Below are 22041 nucleotides of genomic sequence, written 5' to 3'. Positions count from 1 at the left end.
TTTTTAAATCAATGGATTAGTAAGTTGAAACGTAACCCTTATTAGCTGTGATGTACTTACCGTTACTTAATTGGAACCGGTAAGCATTTTTACTGTTCTTAGCGATTGCTGTGACTGCCAGTTTCTTCCCAGCAGCGAGTTTCGTGCTCCGCTTGTTCTTGGTGAACAGTGTTGAGTTGTATTCATAGATGGCCTTTTTAACCTTGACGCCAGTTACCCCACTCACACTCTTGTAGTAACTGGTAGAGGTTGTTGAAGAAGTTGCCGTACCGTTAAACCAACTCTTAACAGCGCTGCTATTTAACGTTTTGTTCAAATCAACACTACCGCTGATTCCGGAAACAGAGCCTGAACTGGTGTATTGCCAAAGATCAATCGACGTTCCTGAAACGGATGGCTTGGTAGAGCTATACTTGGCGATCCATGAACCATCAAATTTAGAGAAATCCAAATTGTGGGCATTGGCATAATATTCACCGGCATACATGATGAGTGGTTTGTCGGTCAGACTACGCATCGTCTTCAACCAAGCATTGATGTAGGTTTGTTCACTACTCTTAGCTGAGCTCATACGCTTTTCTTCATCAAGTACGAAGAACTTCGTGTGGGCGTTGCTCCGTTTGTAGAAGTCTTTAGCTTCTTGTTGGGCATCCTTGACGCTAGTGAACTCGGCAAACATGTACTGACCGAACGGCACGCCATATTTATAGGCGCCATTGGCATTGACATTTCGTTTGGAATCAACCATATATCCGGCATCACCTTTACTCCCGTGTTGGACGCGAATAATGGCGTATTTCAAATCTTTAGATGCCTTGGACCAATTAATATTGCCTTGATATTGTGAGATATCGGCAACTTTGGTGCCAGCCGCGCTCGCTGTGGTTGTGTTCAATGCCACACCAACTGCCATAACACCGGCCATAGCTGCTAATCCGGCAACCACTTTATGTAACGTAATTTTCATGAAAATATCCTCCTCAGTCTTTGGTTTCATTGTACACGGGAAGCGGGACAGGGAGGTTACGGACAATTTACATTTAGTTACAGTTCGATTGCAAATAAAAAATTGACACCTACGCAAGCAGATGCCAATTCATAACGGATTTAGTTAATGAGCAGCGACATAAATCTTAAGCGCTAGCTTAGCGCGATTTTTATCGGTCGTTGTAATGGGATTGTATTTAGATAATCCGGCTTTGACCTTCTTATAACTGTAAACGTTGTTATTGCCACTTTCAAAATACATGAGATCTTGCTTGTTTGGCGAGTGATTGAGCCCCATAACATGACCCATTTCATGGGCGATGGTGCTAGCGTATTCATACTTACGTCCTTCGTTGGCTAAAGTTGATTTGACTAAGCCGACATCTTTCTTTAGCGTGGTGTAAGCAGGTAAACTAGTTTCAACGTTGCTGGCTTCTTGATTAAAAAGACTTTGATAGTCCTTGTCAGATGTCGTGATCCCCTTAGCTGCCAAGTTGGCCTTAGCCTTAGTTTCGATCGTGTCGGCATATTGCTTATAAAAAGCATTATTGAGTTGATTGGTCATAGAAATCCCAATATTTTGCTTCTCAGCAGTGTAGTAGGACCAACGAACATCTAGCTTCTTGGTCATGGGCGTCCACCAAGCATCACTTTGATCACTCTTAGAAGCGGCAGCCTTGGACACGCCAAACGTCAACGTGTGATTTTTCTTAGAACCTTGCGTGAATTCAGTCTTACCGAGTTTTTTATTCCAGTAAGCCATGGCTAGCTTGACGCTTTGCTTCAAAGTCTTATCTTTCGTGTTAACGTAAACGACAGCCTTACCATTCTTTTTCAAAGCACTTTGCGCGTCAAAGGCGAGCTTATACTTTTTCCCCAGTGCGCGGGCATGCGTTCGGTAGTAACCGTTAGATTTCTTCAGTAGTGCCGAAGATGGTGTGACGCTAGCAGCTTGTGCAGTTGTGATGCTGGTTACCACTGGTGTTGCCAATAAGGTAACTGTTGCAGCAGCAATCAGTGATTGCGCTTTTAAATGGTGTAGCTTCCGCATAATGTTAACCTCCCTCAAATCCCCAAAACATTTAATATTTACAATAGCATAGCCTTTTCGTTCGGCAGGGTCAAGTCATCCAGACTTGTAAATATTTATTGGCGATAGTGGTTTAGACCAGTCATGGTATCGCTTTCTGAATAATTGTAAGTAGAACGTTCGTTTGGGCAAGACGGTAGATTCTGGTATAGTAGAAATTAGCTAAAAAAGAGGAGGAATCCCAATGGTAAAACGGTGTGATTGGGCAACGCAGACGCCGGCAATGCAACTGTATCATGATACAGAGTGGTGTCGACCAGAGCATGATGAGCAAAAATTATTTGAATTATTGTGTTTGGAAACCTATCAGGCGGGACTGAGTTGGCAGACAGTTTTGAATAAACGGGCCGCGTTTCAGCGGGATTTCTACCACTTTGACTTGACGCAAGTGGCAGCCATGTCAGCGGCCGACCTAACCCGTTTGTTAGCTGATCCAGAGATTATCCGTAATCGGCTAAAACTGGCGGCTACGATTAATAATGCGCAGGTAATTGTCAATTGGCCGGCACCGGGGCAATTTAGTACGTGGCTTTGGGACTTTGTAGGGAATCAACCCATTCGCCATGCAGTAACCAGTGCGGATCAGGTTCCCGCTACCACGGATCTAGCGCGGCATATTTCCCGGGAAATGAAGAAACGGGGCTTTAAGTTTGTGGGGCCAACAACAGTTTACTCGTTTCTACAAGCAGCAGGACTGGTCAACGATCACCTGTTGACTTGTGATTGGGCACCAGAGAACCAATAGGAGGAAATGGCATGCGATTTTTACATACAGCGGATTGGCATATTGGAAAGAAGCTGCACGGATATTCGTTATTAGACGAACAACGTGATGCCTATGAGCAGATTAAAAAAATTGCCGAAAAAGAACAAGTCGATGCGGTAGTGATTGCCGGAGATCTCTATGATCGGGCATTGCCGAGTGAAGCGGCAGTTGGTACGCTGAACACGATGCTGGTTGATTTGAATCGCCAGCAGCACTTTCCAGTACTGGCGATCAGTGGCAATCATGATTCAGCGACACGATTGGGGTATGGGCAGGAATGGTTTGCCAGTACGAACTTCTTCATGCGTACACGGTTGGCAGAAGCTTTGAAGCCAGTGACTTTGGCGGATACACAATTTTTCCTATTGCCTTATTTTGAGCCGATTCAGGCACGACAACTATTTGAAGATGACCAGATTCGAACGGTTAATCAGGCCATGGAACGGTTGGTTAAAGCGATGCAAGCTAAATTTGCACCGGACAAAAAGCATGTATTAGTAGCGCATTTTTTCGCGGCTGGTGGTCAGCACAGTGATTCCGAAACATTGGTGCAGGTTGGGGGCCTGAATGCGGTTCCTACTGAGTTGTTGGCCCCATTTGATTATGTTGCTTTGGGGCATCTGCATCGTAAAGAGGCGTTGCAACAAGTACCAACGATGAAATATAGTGGATCACCGCTGAAATTTTCGACGAGTGAAGCCGAAGACACCAAGGGGGTCTGGCTCATTGATACGGATACCACTCCGGTGACCGTGACGTTTAAGCCGCTGAAACCGCTGCATGACCTCATTGTTTTGACCGATAGTTTTGCTCATCTAATGGATCCAGAGCGTCATTATCCCGTATCCTGTGATGATTTTATTGCGATTGCCTTAACGGATACGACACCGATTACCAACGTGATGCAGCGCTTAAAAACGCGTTTTCCAAAAATTATTGAATTGAATCGTACGAAACAACTCACGGTCACTCCAGTTGACTTAAATATCCAGCAAGTTCAACGTGATCCGCTGGCCCTGATGACCACCTTCTTCGAACAAGTGACCCAACATCCATTGACTACTGCTCAGGAAAAGTGGGCGCGTGAGGCCCTGCAGGCCGCACAAAAGGAGGATGCCCAATGACACCAGTAACTTTACATTTGGAATATTTTGGCCCGTATCGGGATGCGACAATCGACTTCACCCGATTTATGACGACGCCACTGTTCTTAATCAGCGGAAAAACGGGGAGCGGAAAAACCACAATTTTCGATGGCATGTGTTATGCCTTGTTTGACCAGACTTCAGGTACCGATCGCAAGGCTCCGGCTATGCGATCGGATTTTGCTACCGCAGCGGATCGAACCCGTGTCACCTTTACGTTTACCCATCGTGATCGGCGATATGAGATTATTCGTGAGCCCGCCCAGACGTTGAACAAAAAACGTGGTCAGGGGTTAACAGATGTGGCGGCGGCAGTGACGCTGACAGTCTATGCTGATGATCGGGAAGTCACGCAACTGACAAAAACCAACCAAGTCAGAGACTATCTGCAAGAGTTATTACAGATGGACGGCAAACAATTCTCCCAGATAGTTTTGTTGCCTCAAGGCCAATTTCGTCAATTCTTAATTGCACCTAGTGAAGAAAAAGCGGCGGTTTTAGAACAACTCTTTAATACTGAAATTTTTGCCCGCTGGACGGAACAACTCAAGCAGCAACTAAAGAAAGATCAAGCCACCAGTCAGACCACCGCAGCAGAAGTTACCCGATTATTGGCGAGCCTGCAGTGGACTTCTGAAAATGAAGAAGCTGCCCAGACTCTAATCGCTGCGCAACGTCCAGAGCCGGTAGTGACTTTAATGGCGGCCCAGCAGGCAACAACCCGAGAACAACAAGCACAATTAGAACGGCGGTTGGCAACGGCTCAGGCGACCGTAGATCGGTTGGTTCGCCAAGATGAACAGGAGCAAAGCCTGTTAAAAGATCGCCAACAGTTGACGCAGTACCGTCAGCAGGTAACCGAGCTCGCACAGCAAGCACCAGCCATGGATGACTTGCAAACGACGATAACCGCGTTGGAGTGGGTTCAAACCCGCCAACCAGCTTGGCAAGAACGCGAGCAGGCGCAACGGGCCCAACAGCAACGACAGGCTGACCAGCAACAAGCACAGCAGGACTTGATGGCTGCCCAGACGGCACTCAAGCAGGCTCAAGCGGCAGTCGAGCAGCATCAAACCTTATCAGCAAAGATAACCGCAACTACGGAGACCTTGGCCCAGTGGCGTGCCTTAGAGCCGATTTATCAGCGGGTAGCCACCTTAGAACAGGAGCTCAAGCAGGCTCAACAAATCGCCGAAAAACGGCAGATCGCTTATCGGCAGGCGCAAACGGCTTGGACGACGAATCAACAAGCGCAAACGCAGCAACGGGCGATTTTAGACCAACAAGCGGAGATCTATGCGCGGCAGACGAAACTACTGCAACAAGCAAATGACTTAGCAGATGCTCAAAGTCAAGCAGCAACCTTACAGCAACAAGTTGCGCAACAGGCCGACTTAACTCAGCAAATTTCGCAAATAACGGGACGTTTACAGACAGCCCAATCAGCCGCCCAAACGGCACATGACCGGGCAGCAGCCCGATACCAGGTTTTCCTTCGGCATCAAATTGTTACCTTGAGTGCGCAATTAACCCCCGGAACCCCGTGTCCAGTATGTGGATCAACAACCCACCCGCAACCAGCACAGGCAACGGTGACTGAGACAGCCACCGAGGATGATGTCAAACGGGCACAGGATCAAGCGACACACGCGACGCAGCAGGCTGATCAACTGGCCGCACAGTTGACGACGTTGCAACAACAATTGAACGCTAACCAGCAGGAACATCAAACGGCGTTGCAAGCGTTACGGACCCAACTATCAGTGGCAGATACGATGGATCTGGCCGCAATGACGGCGATTTTAACGCAGCGTTGCCAGGAGCAGCAACAGGCTGAACGAGTCAATCAGGGGCAACGAGCCGCTTTGAAACAAGCACAAACACAGATCACGCAGTTAACTGAAGCGGCCGTGGAACTTCAGGAAAAGGTGACACAAGCCCAACAGACCATGCAACAACAAACCACGACGGTTGATAAACTCGCCACCACTTTGACCACGGAACAGCAACGATTGCCAGCTGATGCGCCGACTCGAACAGAATATTTAGCGCGGGTCCAGAAATTACAGGATCAATTGGCGGCGGATCAGCAAATGTGGACGGCCATAGAGCAGCAACACCAGACTGCCCAACAGACTGTTCTTGTGGCCCAAGATCGACTGGCGACAGCAACTAAGGAAGTCATACAAAGTGATCAGCGGGTGGCAAGGGCGCAAGCTGATTTGGCCGCACAGCTTGCTCATCCGGTCGCGCCGTTAGCGTCGGATACGGAAGCACAAGTTGCCCATTGGTTGCCTCAGGTTGCGACCTTGCCAGCTAAACGAGAGCAATTACAAACCTTTCAGGCCCAACAGGCCCGCCTGGCGACTCTGATTGAAACGTTGTCAAAACGCCTTCAGGGGCAAGCCAAACCAGATCGTGAAGCAACGCAGGCGGCTTTAATCGAAGCCAACCAGGCGGTCACTACCTTACGGGAGCAAGAGCGCCAATTGAAAAACTTATTAGAGCAAAATGAGCAAACGACGCAGCGATTACGGGCGGTACTAGACCAGCAAGCAGCGGCACTTCAACAAACCCAAGAGCTGACGGAATTAGCGGGTGTGGTCAATGGTGATGGACCAAATAGCAAATTGGGATTAGAGCGCTATGTTTTACAGACATATTTGCGTCAAATTCTTACCGTTGGTAATCAGCGATTCCAGCAACTTACTAACGGCCGGTATCAATTTGTTATTGATGAAACACCTGCTGCGTCTAAGAAACGCTCTGGATTGGAAATCAATGTGTATGATGACCATGTTGGCGAACAGCGAAGCGTGCATACGTTATCGGGGGGCGAAAGTTTTATCGCGTCCCTAGCATTAGCCTTGGCGTTAGGTGAAGTCATCCAGCAAACGACAGGGAGTGTAGATGTGGATGCCTTGTTCATTGATGAGGGCTTTGGTTCTTTAGATGAGGATGCTTTAATGACAGCGTTGGAATCATTAGAAACGATTGAGGGACGCCACCGGATGATCGGCATTATCAGTCATGTGAGCGAACTTCGTGACCAAGTTGCCAATCAACTACAAGTGGTTGCGAATGGCAACGGGGAAAGTACGATTCGTTATCATGCAGCGGATTAATTTAATGATTTGAAACCGAAAAAAGCGTTCAGGGCGAAAGCCGTGAACGCTTTTAAAAAGGAGTGAACGCATCCTAACCGGGACCAAAGGGGAGAGCTTAACAGTGGACAGCTGTATATTAACTGCTGATAACAGTTTTATTTTAGGATGGTTTTAGGGGGATGGCTAGACAATCTGACACTCAAAATTCGGGTGAGGATGGTTGCTTCTTTTCACCTCTGAGAATACGCAGTTTGGTGACGAATAACTAGCCAGATGCTTTGATTTTAAGGGATTTATCTTAATTTAGTTAGTCAGCTTGCGACAGTGACCTAATTTTGCTAGCCCATCTTTTGGCGGCAAGATGACTGGATGTTTAAACCATCGTTTGCTTTCATCATGTTGTTGATAAATGTTTTAAAAAATCGCACATAGTTTCAACGATTTTTCGTGCAGAATCACAGTAGAAGCGTTAGAATGGGGAGTAATTAAATGAGAAGCGGGATGATTTTTAATGTGCACGAGTTTGACTTATGAAAACAGTCGTGGCGATCACTTCTTGGCACGGACAATGGATTTTGCCTTTGAACTGGGTGGCCAACCGATCTTTATGCCCCGGCAACAGGAGATTGATGGGGATGCTGGTACGTTTACGACGAAGTATGGATTCATTGGTGCCGGTCGTAATTTAAGTCACTATATCTTTGTAGATGGTGTTAATGAGTTTGGCTTAGGTGCTGCGGCCTTGTATTTCCGCGGCTATGCCAAATATCAACAGTCGGCACCAGCCGACAAACTGGCAATTGCTCCCCATGACGTTGTTGCTTGGGCCTTAGGCAACGCTCAGAGTGTGGCCGATTTACGGGAATTGGTCAAGCACATTCAAATTTTAGACGTTCCGGTGTCACTTTTGGGGCTGACAACACCGATGCACTTTATCTTTAGTGATCCAACGGGTGATACAGCGGTGTTGGAGGCAACAAGTGCGGATCTGCATCTGATTGATGATCCGGTAGGGGTAATGGCCAATTCGCCCGAATTAAGTTGGCATCTGCAAAATTTGAGTACTTATGGCACATTACAAGCGGCCGAACGGCCATTGCAAGATCGCTTGGGCTATCAGCTACCAACCCAAGGACCAGGAACCGGAGCTTTAGGCTTGCCCGGTGACTATACCTCACCATCACGTTTTGTCCGTACGGTATTTAATAAGCACTACAGTGAAGCGGCAGCCGATACACCAAGCACGCTGACGACTCTGCAACATTTATTAGATGGCGTTACTATCCCTAAAGGGGTTAAGTTAATGGCAGATGGCACCAGTGATTATACGCAATATCGGGGCTATGCTTGTTTAGACGATCGGGCCTATTACATGGAGCCTTACGATAATCAAGAACTACAAGGGATTCGCTTGACCGATGAGATGTTAAACGATTGGGATATGCCCGTAGAGTACCCCTTGGATCATACACCACATGTGAAGCATTTAAATTAACCTAAAAAAGCGTTACACGGAAATTTCCGTGTAACGCTTTTTTGAGATTATTGACGTAATAAGGTGTTTGCCCGTGTGATAAAGTCTGTAATCAACGCTTGGGGACCACCCAAAGCGACGACAGCTCGCAATGGCATGTTCATGAACATGCGATCCTGGAAGATTTGTAGGCTTCCTTGGTCATCTGTGGTGGCTAAGAAGTTTTCTGGACCAGCATATTCTGGTGCTAAAACAACCTGCTTGAAGAGATCGCGTAATTGTGGATTTTTAACAATGGCTGCCATATAGGTTTCGGTCGTGATTGGTGCCGGTGAATTTTTGAAATCCATCGTGAGTTTAACTTGCAGACGAATGTCGCGAGAAGACTCGCCAATCATGACTTCGTAGTCGCCGGAATCAGCTTGCCAACGAGCTTTGGGTTCGCACCACCAACTGAAGTCACGTCGATCAAGCGCTAGGGTGACCGTTTCAGTCTCGCCAGGAGCAATGGCAACTTTGGTGAAGGCACGTAGCTCTTTGGTTGGCATGGGAACGTGGGAAGCGTGATTAGCGATGTAGAGTTGCGGTACGGCTTGTCCTGAGCGCGCACCTGTATTGGTGACGTCAAACGTCACGGTGGCGCCGCGTTCGTTTTGAGTTAACTTGAGATTCGTATATTCGAACGTGGTGTAGCTGAGACCGTGACCGAAGGGAAATAGCACGTGCATTTCGTGTGTATCGTAGTAGCGATACCCCATGAAGATGCCCTCGGTATAGTATTCGTGATGGGGGTCTTGACCAAATGTGGGAGCCATTGGGGTATCAGTGAGCCGACGAGGAAAAGTTTCGGTCAAATGACCGGAAGGATTAACGGCGCCAGTAATAATATCCCAAGTCGCTTCCCCAACAGCTTCTCCGGCCAGATAAGTTTCAACAACGGCTGCTACGCTGTGAATCCATGGCATTTCAACCGCAGAGCCATTTTGTAACACCACAGTGGTATGGACATTGGCTTTGGCCAAACTGCCAATTAAGTCTGACTGATTTTCGGGTAACATGAGGGAGGCCTTGTCAAAGCCTTCTGATTCGGCCGTCTCTGGATAACCTGCAAAAATAATGACATGATCGGCGGTCTTAGCAGCGGTTAAGGCCGCTTCAGCGAGGTCGCCGTTGGTTTCGCTTTGATCGAGACGATAACCAGGGTAGTAGTCGGCTTTTAACCCACTATCAGCTAGTGCGTCTAATGGGGAAACTAATTTAGTTGGATTAACATGGGAACTGCCAGATCCTTGGAAACGCGGATTTTCAGCCAGCTCACCAATCACCACAACCTTGCCAGTTGTTTGTGGGTCTAAAGGAAGTTCATCTTCATGGTTCTTTAGTAAGATGATACCGTCATCCGCTAATTTTCGCGCAAATTGGTGGTGAGCAGCGTGATCGTAGGGTTGCGCATGGTCGGCCGGTAACCAATCATCAACGACGTGTAAGAGGTGACGTACCGCTTTATTTAAAGTCCCTTCGTCTAATTCGCCGGTGTGAACTGCGCGAATGATATCATTAACTGAAGCCTGGCCCTTCCCAGGCATTTCGAGATCTAGACCAGCTTTCAAGGCTTGAACCGTATTGGCGACAGCGCCCCAGTCGGACATAACAGCGCCATGGAAGCCCCATTCATCCCGTAAGATTCGCCGTAACAAGCGTTCATTCTGTGAGTTGAGAACACCATTGATTTTATTGTAAGACGTCATAATGGTTGCCGGATAGGCTGATTTGACGATGATTTCAAAGGTACGCAAGTAGAGTTCACGTAGTGTTCGCTCTGACATATCACTAGAGGCGGTGAAACGTTGGTTTTCCCGGTTGTTCGCCGCAAAGTGCTTAACGGCCACCCCAACGTGTTGGGATTGGACCCCCTGAACGTAGGCGCTGCCAAGCTTCCCAGCAACGAGCGGATCTTCAGCCAAGTACTCAAAGTTACGACCACCCAAGGGTGAGCGCTTCATGTTAACACCGGGTCCGAGTAAGAGACTGACCTGTTCGGCGCGCGCTTCAATTCCCAAGTGTTCCCCAAGCTGGTGCATAAGGGATTCATTCCACGTGCTGGCGCTTAACGCAGCAGCCGGATAGGTAATGGCCTGAATGGCGTCATTGATATTGGTGGTTCCAGAATTAGTTTGTTTCCGTAATCCAGAAGGACCATCCGTCATCATTAGCGCTGGTAAATCTAGGCGATCAACTGCTGCGGTGTACCAGTTATTTTTACCGGAAACCAGAGCAGCCTTCTCAGGTAATGTGAGTTCAGCAAGCGTTCGTTCGATGTCCATACGTTCAAATCCTTTCTTTTTGTTCAACTTACCTCTAGTATACCGTTTTCATTTAGTAGATGTTAGCGTGGCGTTGTGAATTTTACGGAGCTAATTATTTTGTCGAGAGATAGGCGCGGTAGATGGGGAGTTTCGGGGTGCCCGGGTGTCCCTGCTGAAAGTTTTTCTTTGACAAATTTAATGGCTTAAGGTAACTTTAGGTTTGTGCAATCCAATTAATAACAAAAAGTAAGGAGGAAAATCACGATGATGAACATGACAACCCAAATGAAGATGATCTCTGCTGCATGTTGCGAATGTAACGTGCCATTTTGTGTTGCTCAAAATCGTGATTTTCCGGCTAAACCGTAGCAGTACATAACGACAACGCAGGTTGTCAGTGTAGCGGGTTATCCTTTCACGATGCGAGTGAAGGGATAACCCGCTTTTTCGTGTTTTAAATTGAATTTTGCGGATTGCACACCACAAATTTGAGAAAGAAAAGGAGTCAAGAACACATGAAAAAATGGACTGGAATTGGACTAGTTGCGGCAGTTATTGCATTAGGGATGGGCTTGGCTGCTTGTGGACAATCAACGTCGGCTAGCAAACCGCAGCAGGTCTTGCGGCTGCCAGCAACGGCGGCGTTAGATACGATCGACTTGGCTAAGGCAACCGGCTATGGTCAGACAGGAAACGTGTTTGAAAGCTTTTATCGTTTGGGAAATGATGGGAAAGTTGCGCCGGGATTAGCTGACTCAGCTAAAGTGTCCAAAGATAAAAAGACTTGGACATTTCACATTCGCGACAATGCGAAGTGGAGTAACGGTGATAAGATTACCGCCCAGGACTTTGTCTACTCCTGGCAACGAACTTTAACGCCCGCAACCAAGTCAACCTACACGTATCTTTTCTCCGGAATTAAGAATGCAGACAAGATTATTGCCGGGAAAATGAGTCCTGATAAAGTGGGGATTCGAGCCAAAAATCAGCAGACCGTGGTGGTTCAATTGGATAAACCCATGGCTTACTTTAAAATTCTAATGGCCTATCCGCTATTTGCCCCGCAGAATAAGAAGGTTGTCGACCAGTATGGTAAGAAGTACGCGACAAAATCACAATACATGGTTTACAGTGGGCCCTTTAAGATTACTGGATGGAACGGGACAAGCAATACATGGTCGTTTGTGAAGAATAATCAGTATTGGGATAAGAACGTGGTGAAGCTACATCAGATCAAGTATCAAGTTGTGACGAACCCACAAACTGGATTGAGCCTGTACCAGAATAACAAGCTGGACTTTGCACATTTGTCTAATGAACAGGTCAAAAATTACAAAAATAATAAAGCCTTTAAGCAGTATCCTTACTCCATTGTGATTCATTTGAAGTATAACTTTAAGGACAATGATACTCAGAAGCGTAAGATCTTAGCGAACCAAAATATTCGCCAAGCTATTTCATTGTCATTGAATCGGTCACAATTAACGGAGAAGGTTCTAGGTGATGGGTCTGTGACCCCAACGGGATTTGTTGCCAGCGGTTTAGCGAAGAATCCAAAAACTGGGGTGGACTTTGCCAAGGAGCAAGCCGTGAAGAATACCACGACCTACAACCCAACGTTGGCTAAGAAAAAGTGGGCCGCGGGACTCAAACAATTGGGGATTAAGCAGGTCAAATTGAATATCTTAGCCGGCAATGATGATACATCATCTAGCACGGTGACGCAGTATCTGAAGAGTACGCTAGAAAAGAATCTTGCTGGATTTACGTTAGATATTCAAAACGTTCCAGCGTCCGTAGCACAATCGCGGTCACAAAATGGTGATTTTGATATTTACCTTTCACACTGGGGCGCGGACTTTAACGATCCGATTTCCTTCATGCAGATTCCAGTTAGTTCCAATTCATTGAACTATGGTAAATGGTCTAATCAAACTTACGACAAATTAATTGACCGGGCGCAAAACGCAGATGCTGGGAATGCAGAAGCGCGTTGGCAAGATATGGTGAAGGCCTCACAATTAATCAACAAGACCCAAAGTTTTACACCGTTCTACCAAGCCGACTATGCTTACTTGCAACGACCAGGTGTTAAAGGAATTATTCATAATACAGCTGGGACGCAGTGGAGTTATAAGTACGCTTATATTAAATAAATCAGTGGGATAAGTCATCACAACGGTTATTTTCGGTTGAACTGGGAAAGTCCCCTTGGTATATTGAAAGCAAGAGGGGATGACAACATGGCAATTGGACCACAAGATGGCCGTGACTGGACGAGTAATGGGACGGCAGATTACGATGCCTATTTTGGGACACCGACGCATGATGACCATGTGTTGTTTGAATTACTGACAGTTGGTGTTTTCCAAGTGGGGTTGAGCTGGCAAGCGGCCGCGAGTAAGTTGCCGGTTTATCGACGTCTCTTTGCAGAAATGGTCCCGCAAGTGGTGGCCGGGTTTGATGAAGAGGTGGACGGTGAGCGGATTGCCAATGATCCGGATATGATTCGGAACGGTCGCAAGATTCGTGCGGTGATTCGCAATGCTCGGGGCATTGCCAAAGTTCAACGCGAGTTTGGGAGTTTTGCAGATTATTTATGGCAGTTTGTTAATGGGACGCCATTGATGTTACCAGCAGTGACTCGCGATGAGCTGACCAACCAATCGGCCATTGGAACGGCAGTAGCGAAGGATCTAAAGCGCCGGGGGTTCAGCTTTGTGGGCCCAGTTGTGACCCATATGTTTTTATTGGCAGCGGGCATCTTACGTGAGCAAGTTATTGATGCGTAAGTGAAATTTAGGTGAGAAATTAATTTGATGATTAAGCCGTTTAACGCTCACATTAATAAGCCGATACCAGTCCAGTCACCCGTTTGTATGAATAAATTTATTAGCGGTTTGTCTTGACACCGGATTAAAGTTGCATTAGACTTACTGATAAATTAAGCGATTGAAAACAATGTGATCAGGAGAGTAACCACCGTCAATGGTTCGTAGAGAGTTCGTGATTTGCTGCAAGCGAATAACCCACGGCGGGGTGAAGATGGCCTGAAATGAATTGGTGTCACTGAGTCTGATTGATGAGGTGATAATGTTTGGCACTCATTACCGTGCACGCACTTCAAGGCGCGAGCTGGCGAGTGTTAATGAGGGGCCAGACATTTTTGCCTGACTTGAATTAGAATGGTACCACGACAAAGTTCGTTTCTATTAATTTAGGAGCGGACTTTTTCTTTTGGTCACTGTTTTCAATCGTGGCGTTTCTATTAGGGATATTAAATCAAAGGGGTTTTGAGGATGAAGAAATCATTTAAGCATTTTAGTTGGCTATTATTGTTATTGATCCCATTGTTGATTGTGTCAGGCTGTGGTAAGTCCAGCAGCAAGACGGTTAAGGTCGGGATCATGGGGTCCGACGAAAAGATTTGGAAACCAATCCAAACGAAGTTGAAAAAGGAAGGTATCAACATTAAGTTAGTGACCTTCACTGACTACAATCAACCGAACGCAGCGTTGACCAACCATGAAATTGATCTGAACTCGTTCCAACACACGTACTTCATGAATACCTGGAACAAGGCTCACAAGACGAATATCGTTTCTATTGGGAAGACGGTCCGCGCACCGCTACGGTTATATTCCAAGAAAGTTAAGAATGTTTCAGCCATTAAGAAGGGTGATCAGATTACGATCCCTAATGACTCAACGAATGAAGGTCGGGCATTACATCTCTTACAATCTGCTGGCCTGATCAAGGTCGACAACAAGGTGTCCTTACCAACACCTAAGAACATTACCGAAAACAAATTGAAGTTGAAGATTACGCCAGTGGATGCTGCGCAAACACCACGTTCTTTGACGGATGCCACGGCTGCAATTGTGAACAATGAATTTGCCTCTGAAGCGAAGTTACCAGATAGCGAATGTATCTACAAAGAGAAGTTGAACAAGGCTTCAATTCCTTATATCAACATCATTGCCACCAACAAGGCTGATAAGAACAACAAGACTTACAAGAAGATCGTTAAGGCTTACCAAACGGCCGAAACGAAGAAGTTATTGAAGAAGTACTACCATGGCTTGTCCATTCCGGCTTGGTAGAGTGTCAGAACATAAGTAGAGAAAATGAATTTGCCAGCATAGGCGAGTAAGGAGAATGAAGTCTGTGACTAATGAAGCGATTATTCAGTTAAAAGATATCGACGTGACCTTCCATAATAAAGGGCAGACGGTTACGGCCGTGAAAAACGTCTCACTAACGGTCAACCGTGGTGACATCTATGGGGTCGTCGGTTATTCGGGGGCTGGGAAAAGTACCCTGGTACGCGTGATTAACCGGCTTCAGCAGCCAACTGCTGGTACCGTTGAAGTTAACGGCCAAGACATTTTGGGCTTGCCATCTAGAGAATTACGGGTGGCTCGCACCAAGATTGGAATGATTTTTCAACACTTTAATTTGATGGCGTCACGAACGATTGCCGACAACGTGGGCTACCCCCTCAAAGGTAGCACCTTAACCCGAGAAGAGCGGCAAAAGAAAGTCGCACATTTACTAGAACTGGTGGGCTTGACGGAAAAAGCTACAGACTACCCGGCACAACTGTCCGGTGGTCAAAAGCAACGGGTAGCGATTGCCCGGGCATTGGCGAATGATCCAGAAATCTTGATTAGTGACGAAGCCACCAGTGCGTTGGACCCGAAGACTACCTCGTCGATTCTCGAATTACTGAAACGCTTGAATCAAGAGTTGGGCTTGACAGTTGTTCTGATTACGCATGAAATGGAAGCCGTCAAAGAAATTTGTAATAAAGTGGCGGTGATGGATGCCGGCGAGATTATCGAACGGGGTGACCTAGTTACGATCTTTAGTCAGCCACATGAGAAATTAACGCAGGACTTTATTAATACGGCAACCCAGATTAATCAGGCGTTGGCGAAGATTTACAAGCAAGCGCAAACGTTAGGCTTGGATGATCACCAACAATTGGTTCAGCTTCAATATGTGGGGGCCAGTACGGATGCACCACTGATTACGGAATTGTATAAGCGGTTTGAAGTGGTTTCAAATATTCTGTACGGTAACGTTGAGATTTTGCAAGACACACCGCTCGGCAATCTGATTGTTGTTATGACTGGTGCGCCCGATAAATTGGCAGCTGCTTGGCAGTATTGTCAATCAGCGGGAATTACCGTGACGCATCTACAGCCAGCAGATCCGGAGGTGGCCTAAGTGAATTTATTTGCAAAATATTTCCCGAATGCGGTCACGATGAAGAGTGATTTTGTTCAGGCAACTGGTGAAACCCTTTATATGACGTTCTTTACGGCGGTTGTCGCCGGTATTATTGGGATGGCCATTGGTATCGGACTGATTGTGACGCAGCCGGGCGGTATTCTAGAGAACCGTGTCGTTTACAACATCTTGGATAAGCTGGTTAATCTCTGTCGGTCAATTCCATTTGTGATCTTACTGGCCGTGATTGCCCCATTAACGCGGATCATTGTGGGAACCGCAATTGGAACGACAGCAGCTATTGTGCCATTAGTCATTGGTTCAGCGCCGTTTTATGCGCGGCAGATTCAAAATGCGTTGGCTGAGGTGGATCGCGGCGTGATTGAGGCCGCTGAATCGGTGGGATCTGGTCCGATTGCCATTATCTTTCGGGTCTACCTGCGTGAAGGCTTACCAGATATTATCCGCTCGTCGGTCCTAACGCTGATTAGTCTGATCGATTTAACCGCCATGGCTGGTGCCATCGGTGGGGGTGGCCTAGGTAACTTGGCGATTAACGTTGGGTACAGTCGATTTGAAAGCGACGTAACGTTCCTAGCGATGTTGATTATCCTAGTCATTGTCTTTGCCATTCAATTGATTGGTGATTTGTGGGCCCGTAAAGTGGACCATAACTAATGTTAAATGAAGAACGGTGTTCCTTGAATTTAGGGAACACCGTTTCTTTTAGGGTTTTGTGCGCCTAAACCAGTTACTTTTAGTTGTGATGGTCCGCCCTCTGGTCGCGTCAACTGGGCTGGAACGTACCGGACATGACTTTAAGCCAAGAAAATCCCTTGTCTTAAAGCTCGGTCTTATCCTAAGCGCGCCAATGACGCGTCCTAAGGATAATGACGGTACTGAACCCATTTGCCGCTTCCCGACAGGCTACTGGTGTGGCACGGTAACATTGGTTAAGCATTACTATTTTGTTGTTTTGGAAGCATTAACTTAATTATTTGTGAGTGTCAGCATTGGTGTGTTGGTTACTACTCGTGCCCACAGTAACTCACATGAGACGCGTGTTTGGAAGTTGGTAAGTCAATTTTAAATTAGACTTGAACGGGTCGCTAACAGCTACTAATTTGGCTAAATATTTTTTGTCATTTCAGCATTTCTGTCGATTTTACCATTAAATTTTCATTTTCCTTCGGTAGAATATGAGGATTATGATGCATACCGCAGTGGTGTGGGAGAGAAAGGATTATCAGGGTTTGGAAAATTCAAAAGCAACGACTGAAAATGTCATGAAGGGAATCTTTTGGGCCACAATGGCCTCAGCCATGTGGGGGATTTCTGGGACAGTCTTACAGTTTATTTCACAGAGTCAAGATATTCCAGCCAGTTGGTTCTTGTCAACGCGAACCATGGGTACTGGAATTGTGCTACTAGTGGTTAGTTTAGTGATGTACGGCAAAAAAACGTTCGCCGTTTTTCGTAGTGGTCGTGAAATTATGTGGTTATTAACGTATGCCATTTTTGGTTTGGGGGCCAACTTACTGACCTTCTATATCGCTGTGCAAACTGGGAATGCTGCCGCGGCAACCATTCTCCAATACCTGAGTCCACTATTTATTGTGGTGGGGAGTCTGGTCTTCAAACATGACCGGCCCTTACGCAGTGATTTGATTGCATTCGTCGTCGCGATGGTCGGGGTCTTTCTGGCGATTACGCGGGGACATATCTCCCAACTAGCGATTCCCTTGAATTCGCTCCTGTGGGGGATTGGTTCCGGGATTACGGCGGCCTGTTACGTGGTGTTGCCACGACCGTTGGTTAAGGATGAAGGGCATGCGCCGATTGTGGTTTTGGGCTGGGGCATGTTTCTTTCAGGCATTGTGTTCAACCTTTACCATCCATTTTTCCTGAATACCCCCCCAATTACTGGCGGCTTGGTTGCGTCAATGAGTACGGTTATTTTGGTCGGAACCATTCTCCCATTCTCACTGGTGCTCTATAGCACGCATTTTGCGCCATCAGATGTGATTAGTATTGTGGATGCGACCCAACCAGTCATGACCTTTATTCTGTCAATTATTTTCTTGAGTTTGAAGATTACGGTCGCAGAAGTCATTGGGTCAGTACTTGTCGTGGTAGCCATTTATCTGCTACAACGTGGGCGTCGGAAAATTGAAACACCATTTGATGAAGTTTCTTAGAAATAAAAAATCTCCCTGCCCATTGGCAAGGAGATTTTTTTAGGTTAAAACAGCCGGTTACTTCTTAAGGTTGTCTTCAACATAAGAACGAACATCAGCATCGCTCTTAGCGTCGATTTCCTTCATCGAAGCTTCAGTTTCATCGGTGTTGTGACCATTGGATTCCATGAAGTGATTCCAAAGGGCATCCCGAACGGGTTCCTTTGAATCAGACCAATCAAATACTTCGTTCATTTTTTCATCCAATAAAGCAGTCTTTTCTACAACAGCCATAACCATTACCTCCAAAAAAATATTGGGGTCAGTGGGTCTGTGATTGGCATGGAGACCACCGGCTTCATTTCTCATAGTAGTCCTTTTCAGCAAAAATGGTAAATATTTTGTTCATCAGCATTGTCCGTTGACGTTTAGGGGTAAAACCGGCAGAATAAAGGAGCAATGACCGGCCACCTTTGGCCGAGAAAGTCAGGGATAAACGTGAAATATCGTCAATTAGGTAAAACCAATTTTAAAGTTAGTGAAGTTTCTTTGGGTACTTGGCAATTGGGGTCCAAGTGGGGCGACCCCTTTGATGCCACCGACGCGCAGAATACGTTGGCGGCGGCTTACGATGCTGGCGTTAATTTTTATGATACCGCTGATATTTATCAAGGCGGTGCCAGTGAGCAGGCGTTAGCCAAGTTTATTAAAGATAAGAAGGACAAGGTCTTCGTGTCCACGAAGGTGGGGCGGAAGCTAGATCCACACGTTGCTAGTGGTTATACAGCAGCCAATATTACCAAGTTTGTTGAAGCCAGCTTACAGAACTTAGAGGTGGATGCCTTGGATAATGTGCTCTTACACTGTCCACCAACCGCTGTTTATTACGATCCCGAAGTGTTTTTCACGCTGGATCAGTTGAAGCAGGCTGGCAAGATTAAGAATTATGGTGTCAGTGTTGAACGGGTCGAAGAAGCGATGAAGGCCCTGGATTATGACATCTCAGCAGTGGAAATTATCTATAACATGTTCCGCCTACGACCGGCCGAGAATTTCTTCAAGATGGCCCAAGCCAAAAATGTCGGGATCATTGCGCGGGTACCACTGGCGAGTGGGTTGTTGAGTGGTAAGTATACGTTGGATACCACTTTTGGTAAGGACGATCACCGTAGCTTTAACCGCCATGGTGAAGCCTTTGACCAGGGTGAAACATTCTCTGGTGTTGATTACGCGACTGGTGTTCAAGCAGCTAACGAACTCCACGAGCGGTTGGGTTTGGCAACACCGTTAGCGCCATTGGCTTTACGTTACATTTTAATGGCCGATGCAGTCAGCACAGTTATTCCGGGCGCGTCAAAGCCCGAACAAATCGCACGGAATGTTGCCGCAGCCGACTTGCCAGCATTTACACCTGACCAGATGGCAATTGTCCGTGATGTCTATGAAAAGTACCTAAAGAATCCCGTTCAATATAAGTGGTAGGTGAAAATCCTACATGAAAATAGACCTTTCAAGCGCTTAACGGCGATTGAAAGGTCTATTTGGTGTAAATGATGAATTTTGGTCGGTTACTGGAACTTACGCCTAGGCAACCTGTAAATCTAATACCCAGTTATCCGGTTGGGCATTTTGATTGAGTTTAGCGGGATCGTTAATCAGATCATCATTAACTTTCACAACGGTTCCTGCGTAAGGTGTTTTAAAGTTCTCGACGGCCTTGTCACTTTCGACTTCCAAGATGTCATCACCAGCCGCCAAGACATCGTTGACCATAATAGGTAAGTCAGCAAAGCTAATGTCACCAATTTGTTCTAAAGCGTCACTAGCCAAGCCCAGTCGATAATGGCCTTGATCTCGTTGTTCTAGCCAGACCCCATCTTTAACCGTTAGCGTGGGGGCCGGTGTGTGGCGACCGTGAAGCCAGTTGCTGAGACGTTGCCAAATGGTTGCTTGCGTCATGGTGAATTCCTCCCAAACATCAACTTAATACCCTTTAGTATACGCTTTCTTATTGGTGACTGACAACAACTTGCTTAAGTTGTTGCGGGCTAGACCTTATGCTAAACTTAATGCAAATTAGTGTGATTAGAAGGGAGCAACAGCCATGTTTTTAATCGATACAAGTCGGCAAGGACAGGTGGTTACGGATGCTGTGGTTAATCAGTCAATTGATAACTATCTAGTCAATGATTTAAAGCTACCAGGGCATGGCCTGATGATGTATGTCAATCAGCCAGCTGTCATTGTCGGCATCAACCAAACGGTGGCGGCTGAGGTGGATTTTCACTATTTAGCAGCGCATCACGTGCAGTTAGTCCGGCGAACGTCCGGTGGTGGGGCCGTGTATCATGACGAACGGAACTTGATCTTTGAACATATTGTTAATGGCGATCCCCAAGATGGGTCAAAATTTGGGGATTACACAGTGTTTGCCCAGCCGATTCTTCGCGCGTTAACGGCTATGGGTGTAGCAGACCTGGGAATTAGTAATAAGAGTGCGTTGACGGTTGACGGTAAGAAGTTCTCAGGGATGACGATGTTTAAGAGTGGTGATGGTTACGCCGCTGGTGGCACGATCATGTATGACTTGAATGTGGCGGCTGCGCAACAGGCGTTAATTCCAGCCAGTGATCGGCCGCATCGTGGTGTGGCCTCTAATCGGGTCCCCATTACAAACCTGCGTCAGTATTTAGCGCCGGCCTATCAAGATTTGGATATTCAAAGTTTCCGTGAGGCCCTGTTATGCCACGTCTTTGAGGTTGATCGACTCGATCAGATTGAGACCTATCACTTAAGTGCGCAGGATTGGGCGATTATTGATCAGCGATTAGATGAAAAGTACCGCACGGATGCGTGGAATTACGGTGCTAATCCTGGTTTTCGTGATTACCGTGCCCTATCATTACCAACTGGACAGCTGCACGTAAACTTTACGCGACAAGCTGGGCACTTAAAAGCAGTTGCGTTATTTGGAACGGTGGGGACGCCAACGGACCTACATGAAATTTCCGAACAATTAGTAGGGACAGCGACAACTTCAGCAGCAGTGCGAGCAGTTCTGATGACGCCAGCGATCACGGCTATTTTAGGACCAGCTGTTGAACCATTGATACAAGTGTTAACGGAGGATATACATGAAGGCTAAGTACGAGGTGAATCAATATATTGGTGTACCAGTCCAGGCGAATGCCTCAGGTGTTTATGAGATCAAACGTGAACCGGACGGGGACTTTAAGCTCCATTCTTGGCGAACGGGACGTCACAGCAAGGGTAAGTTCACGGGGGTTGGTCAAATTTTTTTAACGGAAAATCATTTGAAAGTCGCCGTTGTGGCGGCATCCCCCGTCGCTTATAAGGAACGTCATAACTTTACGCCAATGCAGCGCTTGACCAGCGAACGGGTCAGTGACGAATTAATTCAGATGGCCCAAACGCATCTGAATTAATCGGGCTCGTGAAGCCCGTAAAGATGGGTTGGCTGTGGTTACAAAAAGTGAAATTAGTAGCAGGATATTTAGGTAAGCTTTAAAAACAGGTCTAATCAAAAGCAGCCATTATAAAAGGATCGTGTACTCAGTTACGACTGGGCACACGATCCTTTTGCTTTAGGCAAGGGGTTCTGGGCGGGTAATGAGTAGTGAAATAACGATATGTTAAATAACATGCTGAATAACATGTTAAAGCGAAATATAAGTGATATAATACTTATTGAATAGTTCAATAATTGATGGATGTTTATTGGGAACATTTTCAT

Annotated in this window: 18 protein-coding genes; 13 read left to right on the top strand and 5 right to left on the bottom strand. The window is 46.5% G+C overall.

Annotated elements, in window-relative coordinates:
• Positions 1–16: 16 nt before the first annotated feature.
• Both FC61_RS05410 and FC61_RS05405 read right to left on the bottom strand, forming a co-directional pair.
• Positions 17–967, bottom strand: coding sequence for a GH25 family lysozyme (locus tag FC61_RS05410; RefSeq protein ID WP_191976678.1), 951 nt, complete (start codon positions 965–967; stop codon positions 17–19).
• Positions 968–1111: 144 nt separating this feature from the next.
• A complete protein-coding gene (locus FC61_RS05405) occupies positions 1112–2038 on the bottom strand; it encodes a matrixin family metalloprotease (protein ID WP_021741987.1) in 927 nt (308 codons plus the stop codon).
• Positions 2039–2261: 223 nt separating this feature from the next.
• Between FC61_RS05405 and FC61_RS05400 the strand changes: the two genes are divergently transcribed.
• The 4 genes from FC61_RS05400 (at position 2262) to FC61_RS05385 (ending at position 8590) form a co-directional block, all read left to right on the top strand.
• Positions 2262–2822, top strand: a complete 561-nt coding sequence (locus tag FC61_RS05400) for a DNA-3-methyladenine glycosylase I (RefSeq protein ID WP_021741988.1) — start codon at positions 2262–2264, stop codon at positions 2820–2822.
• Between the two features lie 11 nt (positions 2823–2833).
• Complete coding sequence (locus tag FC61_RS05395; protein WP_021741989.1) at positions 2834–3967, top strand: exonuclease SbcCD subunit D; 1134 nt, start codon at positions 2834–2836, stop codon at positions 3965–3967.
• A complete protein-coding gene (locus tag FC61_RS05390) occupies positions 3964–7113 on the top strand; it encodes an AAA family ATPase (RefSeq protein WP_042516715.1) in 3150 nt (1049 codons plus the stop codon). The genes FC61_RS05395 and FC61_RS05390 overlap by 4 nt, the downstream gene beginning before the upstream one ends.
• Positions 7114–7606: 493 nt before the next feature.
• Complete coding sequence (locus FC61_RS05385) at positions 7607–8590, top strand: choloylglycine hydrolase family protein (protein ID WP_035464457.1); 984 nt, start codon at positions 7607–7609, stop codon at positions 8588–8590.
• A gap of 47 nt (positions 8591–8637) precedes the next feature.
• Here the strand turns inward: FC61_RS05385 and FC61_RS05380 are convergent, their stop codons facing one another.
• On the bottom strand, positions 8638–10893 hold the full coding sequence (locus FC61_RS05380; RefSeq protein ID WP_021741628.1) for a glycoside hydrolase family 3 C-terminal domain-containing protein: 2256 nt from the start codon (positions 10891–10893) through the stop codon (positions 8638–8640).
• A 497-nt stretch (positions 10894–11390) separates the two neighbouring features.
• Here FC61_RS05380 and FC61_RS05375 point away from each other — a divergent pair, with 497 nt between their 5' ends.
• The 6 genes from FC61_RS05375 (at position 11391) to FC61_RS05350 (ending at position 18308) form a co-directional block, all read left to right on the top strand.
• Positions 11391–13031, top strand: a complete 1641-nt coding sequence (locus tag FC61_RS05375; RefSeq protein ID WP_021741627.1) for a peptide ABC transporter substrate-binding protein — start codon at positions 11391–11393, stop codon at positions 13029–13031.
• Positions 13032–13118: 87 nt separating this feature from the next.
• Positions 13119–13667, top strand: a complete 549-nt coding sequence (locus tag FC61_RS05370; RefSeq protein WP_035464455.1) for a DNA-3-methyladenine glycosylase I — start codon at positions 13119–13121, stop codon at positions 13665–13667.
• 507 nt (positions 13668–14174) lie between these two features.
• Positions 14175–14978, top strand: coding sequence for a MetQ/NlpA family ABC transporter substrate-binding protein (locus tag FC61_RS05365; RefSeq protein WP_021741624.1), 804 nt, complete (start codon positions 14175–14177; stop codon positions 14976–14978).
• A gap of 64 nt (positions 14979–15042) precedes the next feature.
• The gene (locus FC61_RS05360; protein ID WP_035464453.1) at positions 15043–16107 is read left to right on the top strand and encodes a methionine ABC transporter ATP-binding protein; all 1065 of its coding nucleotides are present in this window, start codon (positions 15043–15045) and stop codon (positions 16105–16107) included.
• Between the two features lie 39 nt (positions 16108–16146).
• On the top strand, positions 16147–16788 hold the full coding sequence (locus FC61_RS05355; protein WP_176552748.1) for a methionine ABC transporter permease: 642 nt from the start codon (positions 16147–16149) through the stop codon (positions 16786–16788).
• 533 nt (positions 16789–17321) lie between these two features.
• Complete coding sequence (locus FC61_RS05350; protein WP_011668633.1) at positions 17322–18308, top strand: DMT family transporter; 987 nt, start codon at positions 17322–17324, stop codon at positions 18306–18308.
• A gap of 57 nt (positions 18309–18365) precedes the next feature.
• Here the strand turns inward: FC61_RS05350 and FC61_RS05345 are convergent, their stop codons facing one another.
• Positions 18366–18581, bottom strand: coding sequence for a P8 family protein (locus tag FC61_RS05345; RefSeq protein ID WP_011668632.1), 216 nt, complete (start codon positions 18579–18581; stop codon positions 18366–18368).
• A gap of 204 nt (positions 18582–18785) precedes the next feature.
• On the opposite strand from FC61_RS05345, the gene FC61_RS05340 reads away from it, so the two are divergent.
• Complete coding sequence (locus FC61_RS05340; protein WP_035464451.1) at positions 18786–19769, top strand: aldo/keto reductase; 984 nt, start codon at positions 18786–18788, stop codon at positions 19767–19769.
• A 102-nt stretch (positions 19770–19871) separates the two neighbouring features.
• Here FC61_RS05340 and FC61_RS05335 read toward each other — a convergent pair whose 3' ends face one another.
• Complete coding sequence (locus FC61_RS05335) at positions 19872–20246, bottom strand: glycine cleavage system H family protein (protein ID WP_021741617.1); 375 nt, start codon at positions 20244–20246, stop codon at positions 19872–19874.
• 145 nt (positions 20247–20391) lie between these two features.
• Between FC61_RS05335 and FC61_RS05330 the strand changes: the two genes are divergently transcribed.
• Together FC61_RS05330 and FC61_RS05325 are read left to right on the top strand one after the other, a co-directional pair.
• Positions 20392–21432, top strand: a complete 1041-nt coding sequence (locus FC61_RS05330) for a lipoate--protein ligase (protein ID WP_021741616.1) — start codon at positions 20392–20394, stop codon at positions 21430–21432.
• Positions 21422–21733 carry a DUF7671 family protein gene (locus FC61_RS05325; RefSeq protein WP_021741615.1) on the top strand — a complete coding sequence of 104 codons (312 nt, stop codon included), beginning with the start codon at positions 21422–21424 and terminating at the stop codon, positions 21731–21733. Before FC61_RS05330 ends, FC61_RS05325 begins: the two co-directional genes overlap by 11 nt.
• Positions 21734–22041: the final 308 nt, after the last annotated feature.

Source organism: Levilactobacillus brevis ATCC 14869 = DSM 20054 (assembly GCF_001433855.1).
Classification (GTDB): domain Bacteria; phylum Bacillota; class Bacilli; order Lactobacillales; family Lactobacillaceae; genus Levilactobacillus; species Levilactobacillus brevis.
Note: the sequence above shows the minus strand (reverse complement) of the source record. Positions and strands in the feature narration are given on the sequence as shown.

What these genes read in the sequence shown, in the direction of transcription:
- FC61_RS05390 (WP_042516715.1), top strand. Translation starts at nt 3,964, where the DNA reads ATGACACCAGTAACTTTACATTTGGAATATTTTGGCCCGTATCGGGAT.
- FC61_RS05335 (WP_021741617.1), bottom strand. Translation starts at nt 20,246, where the DNA reads ATGACGCAAGCAACCATTTGGCAACGTCTCAGCAACTGGCTTCACGGT.
- FC61_RS05375 (WP_021741627.1), top strand. Translation starts at nt 11,391, where the DNA reads ATGAAAAAATGGACTGGAATTGGACTAGTTGCGGCAGTTATTGCATTA.
- FC61_RS05400 (WP_021741988.1), top strand. Translation starts at nt 2,262, where the DNA reads ATGGTAAAACGGTGTGATTGGGCAACGCAGACGCCGGCAATGCAACTG.
- FC61_RS05380 (WP_021741628.1), bottom strand. Translation starts at nt 10,893, where the DNA reads ATGGACATCGAACGAACGCTTGCTGAACTCACATTACCTGAGAAGGCT.
- FC61_RS05370 (WP_035464455.1), top strand. Translation starts at nt 13,119, where the DNA reads ATGGCAATTGGACCACAAGATGGCCGTGACTGGACGAGTAATGGGACG.
- FC61_RS05405 (WP_021741987.1), bottom strand. Translation starts at nt 2,038, where the DNA reads ATGCGGAAGCTACACCATTTAAAAGCGCAATCACTGATTGCTGCTGCA.
- FC61_RS05330 (WP_021741616.1), top strand. Translation starts at nt 20,392, where the DNA reads ATGTTTTTAATCGATACAAGTCGGCAAGGACAGGTGGTTACGGATGCT.
- FC61_RS05345 (WP_011668632.1), bottom strand. Translation starts at nt 18,581, where the DNA reads ATGGCTGTTGTAGAAAAGACTGCTTTATTGGATGAAAAAATGAACGAA.
- FC61_RS05355 (WP_176552748.1), top strand. Translation starts at nt 16,147, where the DNA reads ATGAAGAGTGATTTTGTTCAGGCAACTGGTGAAACCCTTTATATGACG.
- FC61_RS05365 (WP_021741624.1), top strand. Translation starts at nt 14,175, where the DNA reads ATGAAGAAATCATTTAAGCATTTTAGTTGGCTATTATTGTTATTGATC.
- FC61_RS05325 (WP_021741615.1), top strand. Translation starts at nt 21,422, where the DNA reads ATGAAGGCTAAGTACGAGGTGAATCAATATATTGGTGTACCAGTCCAG.
- FC61_RS05410 (WP_191976678.1), bottom strand. Translation starts at nt 967, where the DNA reads ATGAAAATTACGTTACATAAAGTGGTTGCCGGATTAGCAGCTATGGCC.
- FC61_RS05350 (WP_011668633.1), top strand. Translation starts at nt 17,322, where the DNA reads ATGCATACCGCAGTGGTGTGGGAGAGAAAGGATTATCAGGGTTTGGAA.
- FC61_RS05395 (WP_021741989.1), top strand. Translation starts at nt 2,834, where the DNA reads ATGCGATTTTTACATACAGCGGATTGGCATATTGGAAAGAAGCTGCAC.
- FC61_RS05385 (WP_035464457.1), top strand. Translation starts at nt 7,607, where the DNA reads ATGTGCACGAGTTTGACTTATGAAAACAGTCGTGGCGATCACTTCTTG.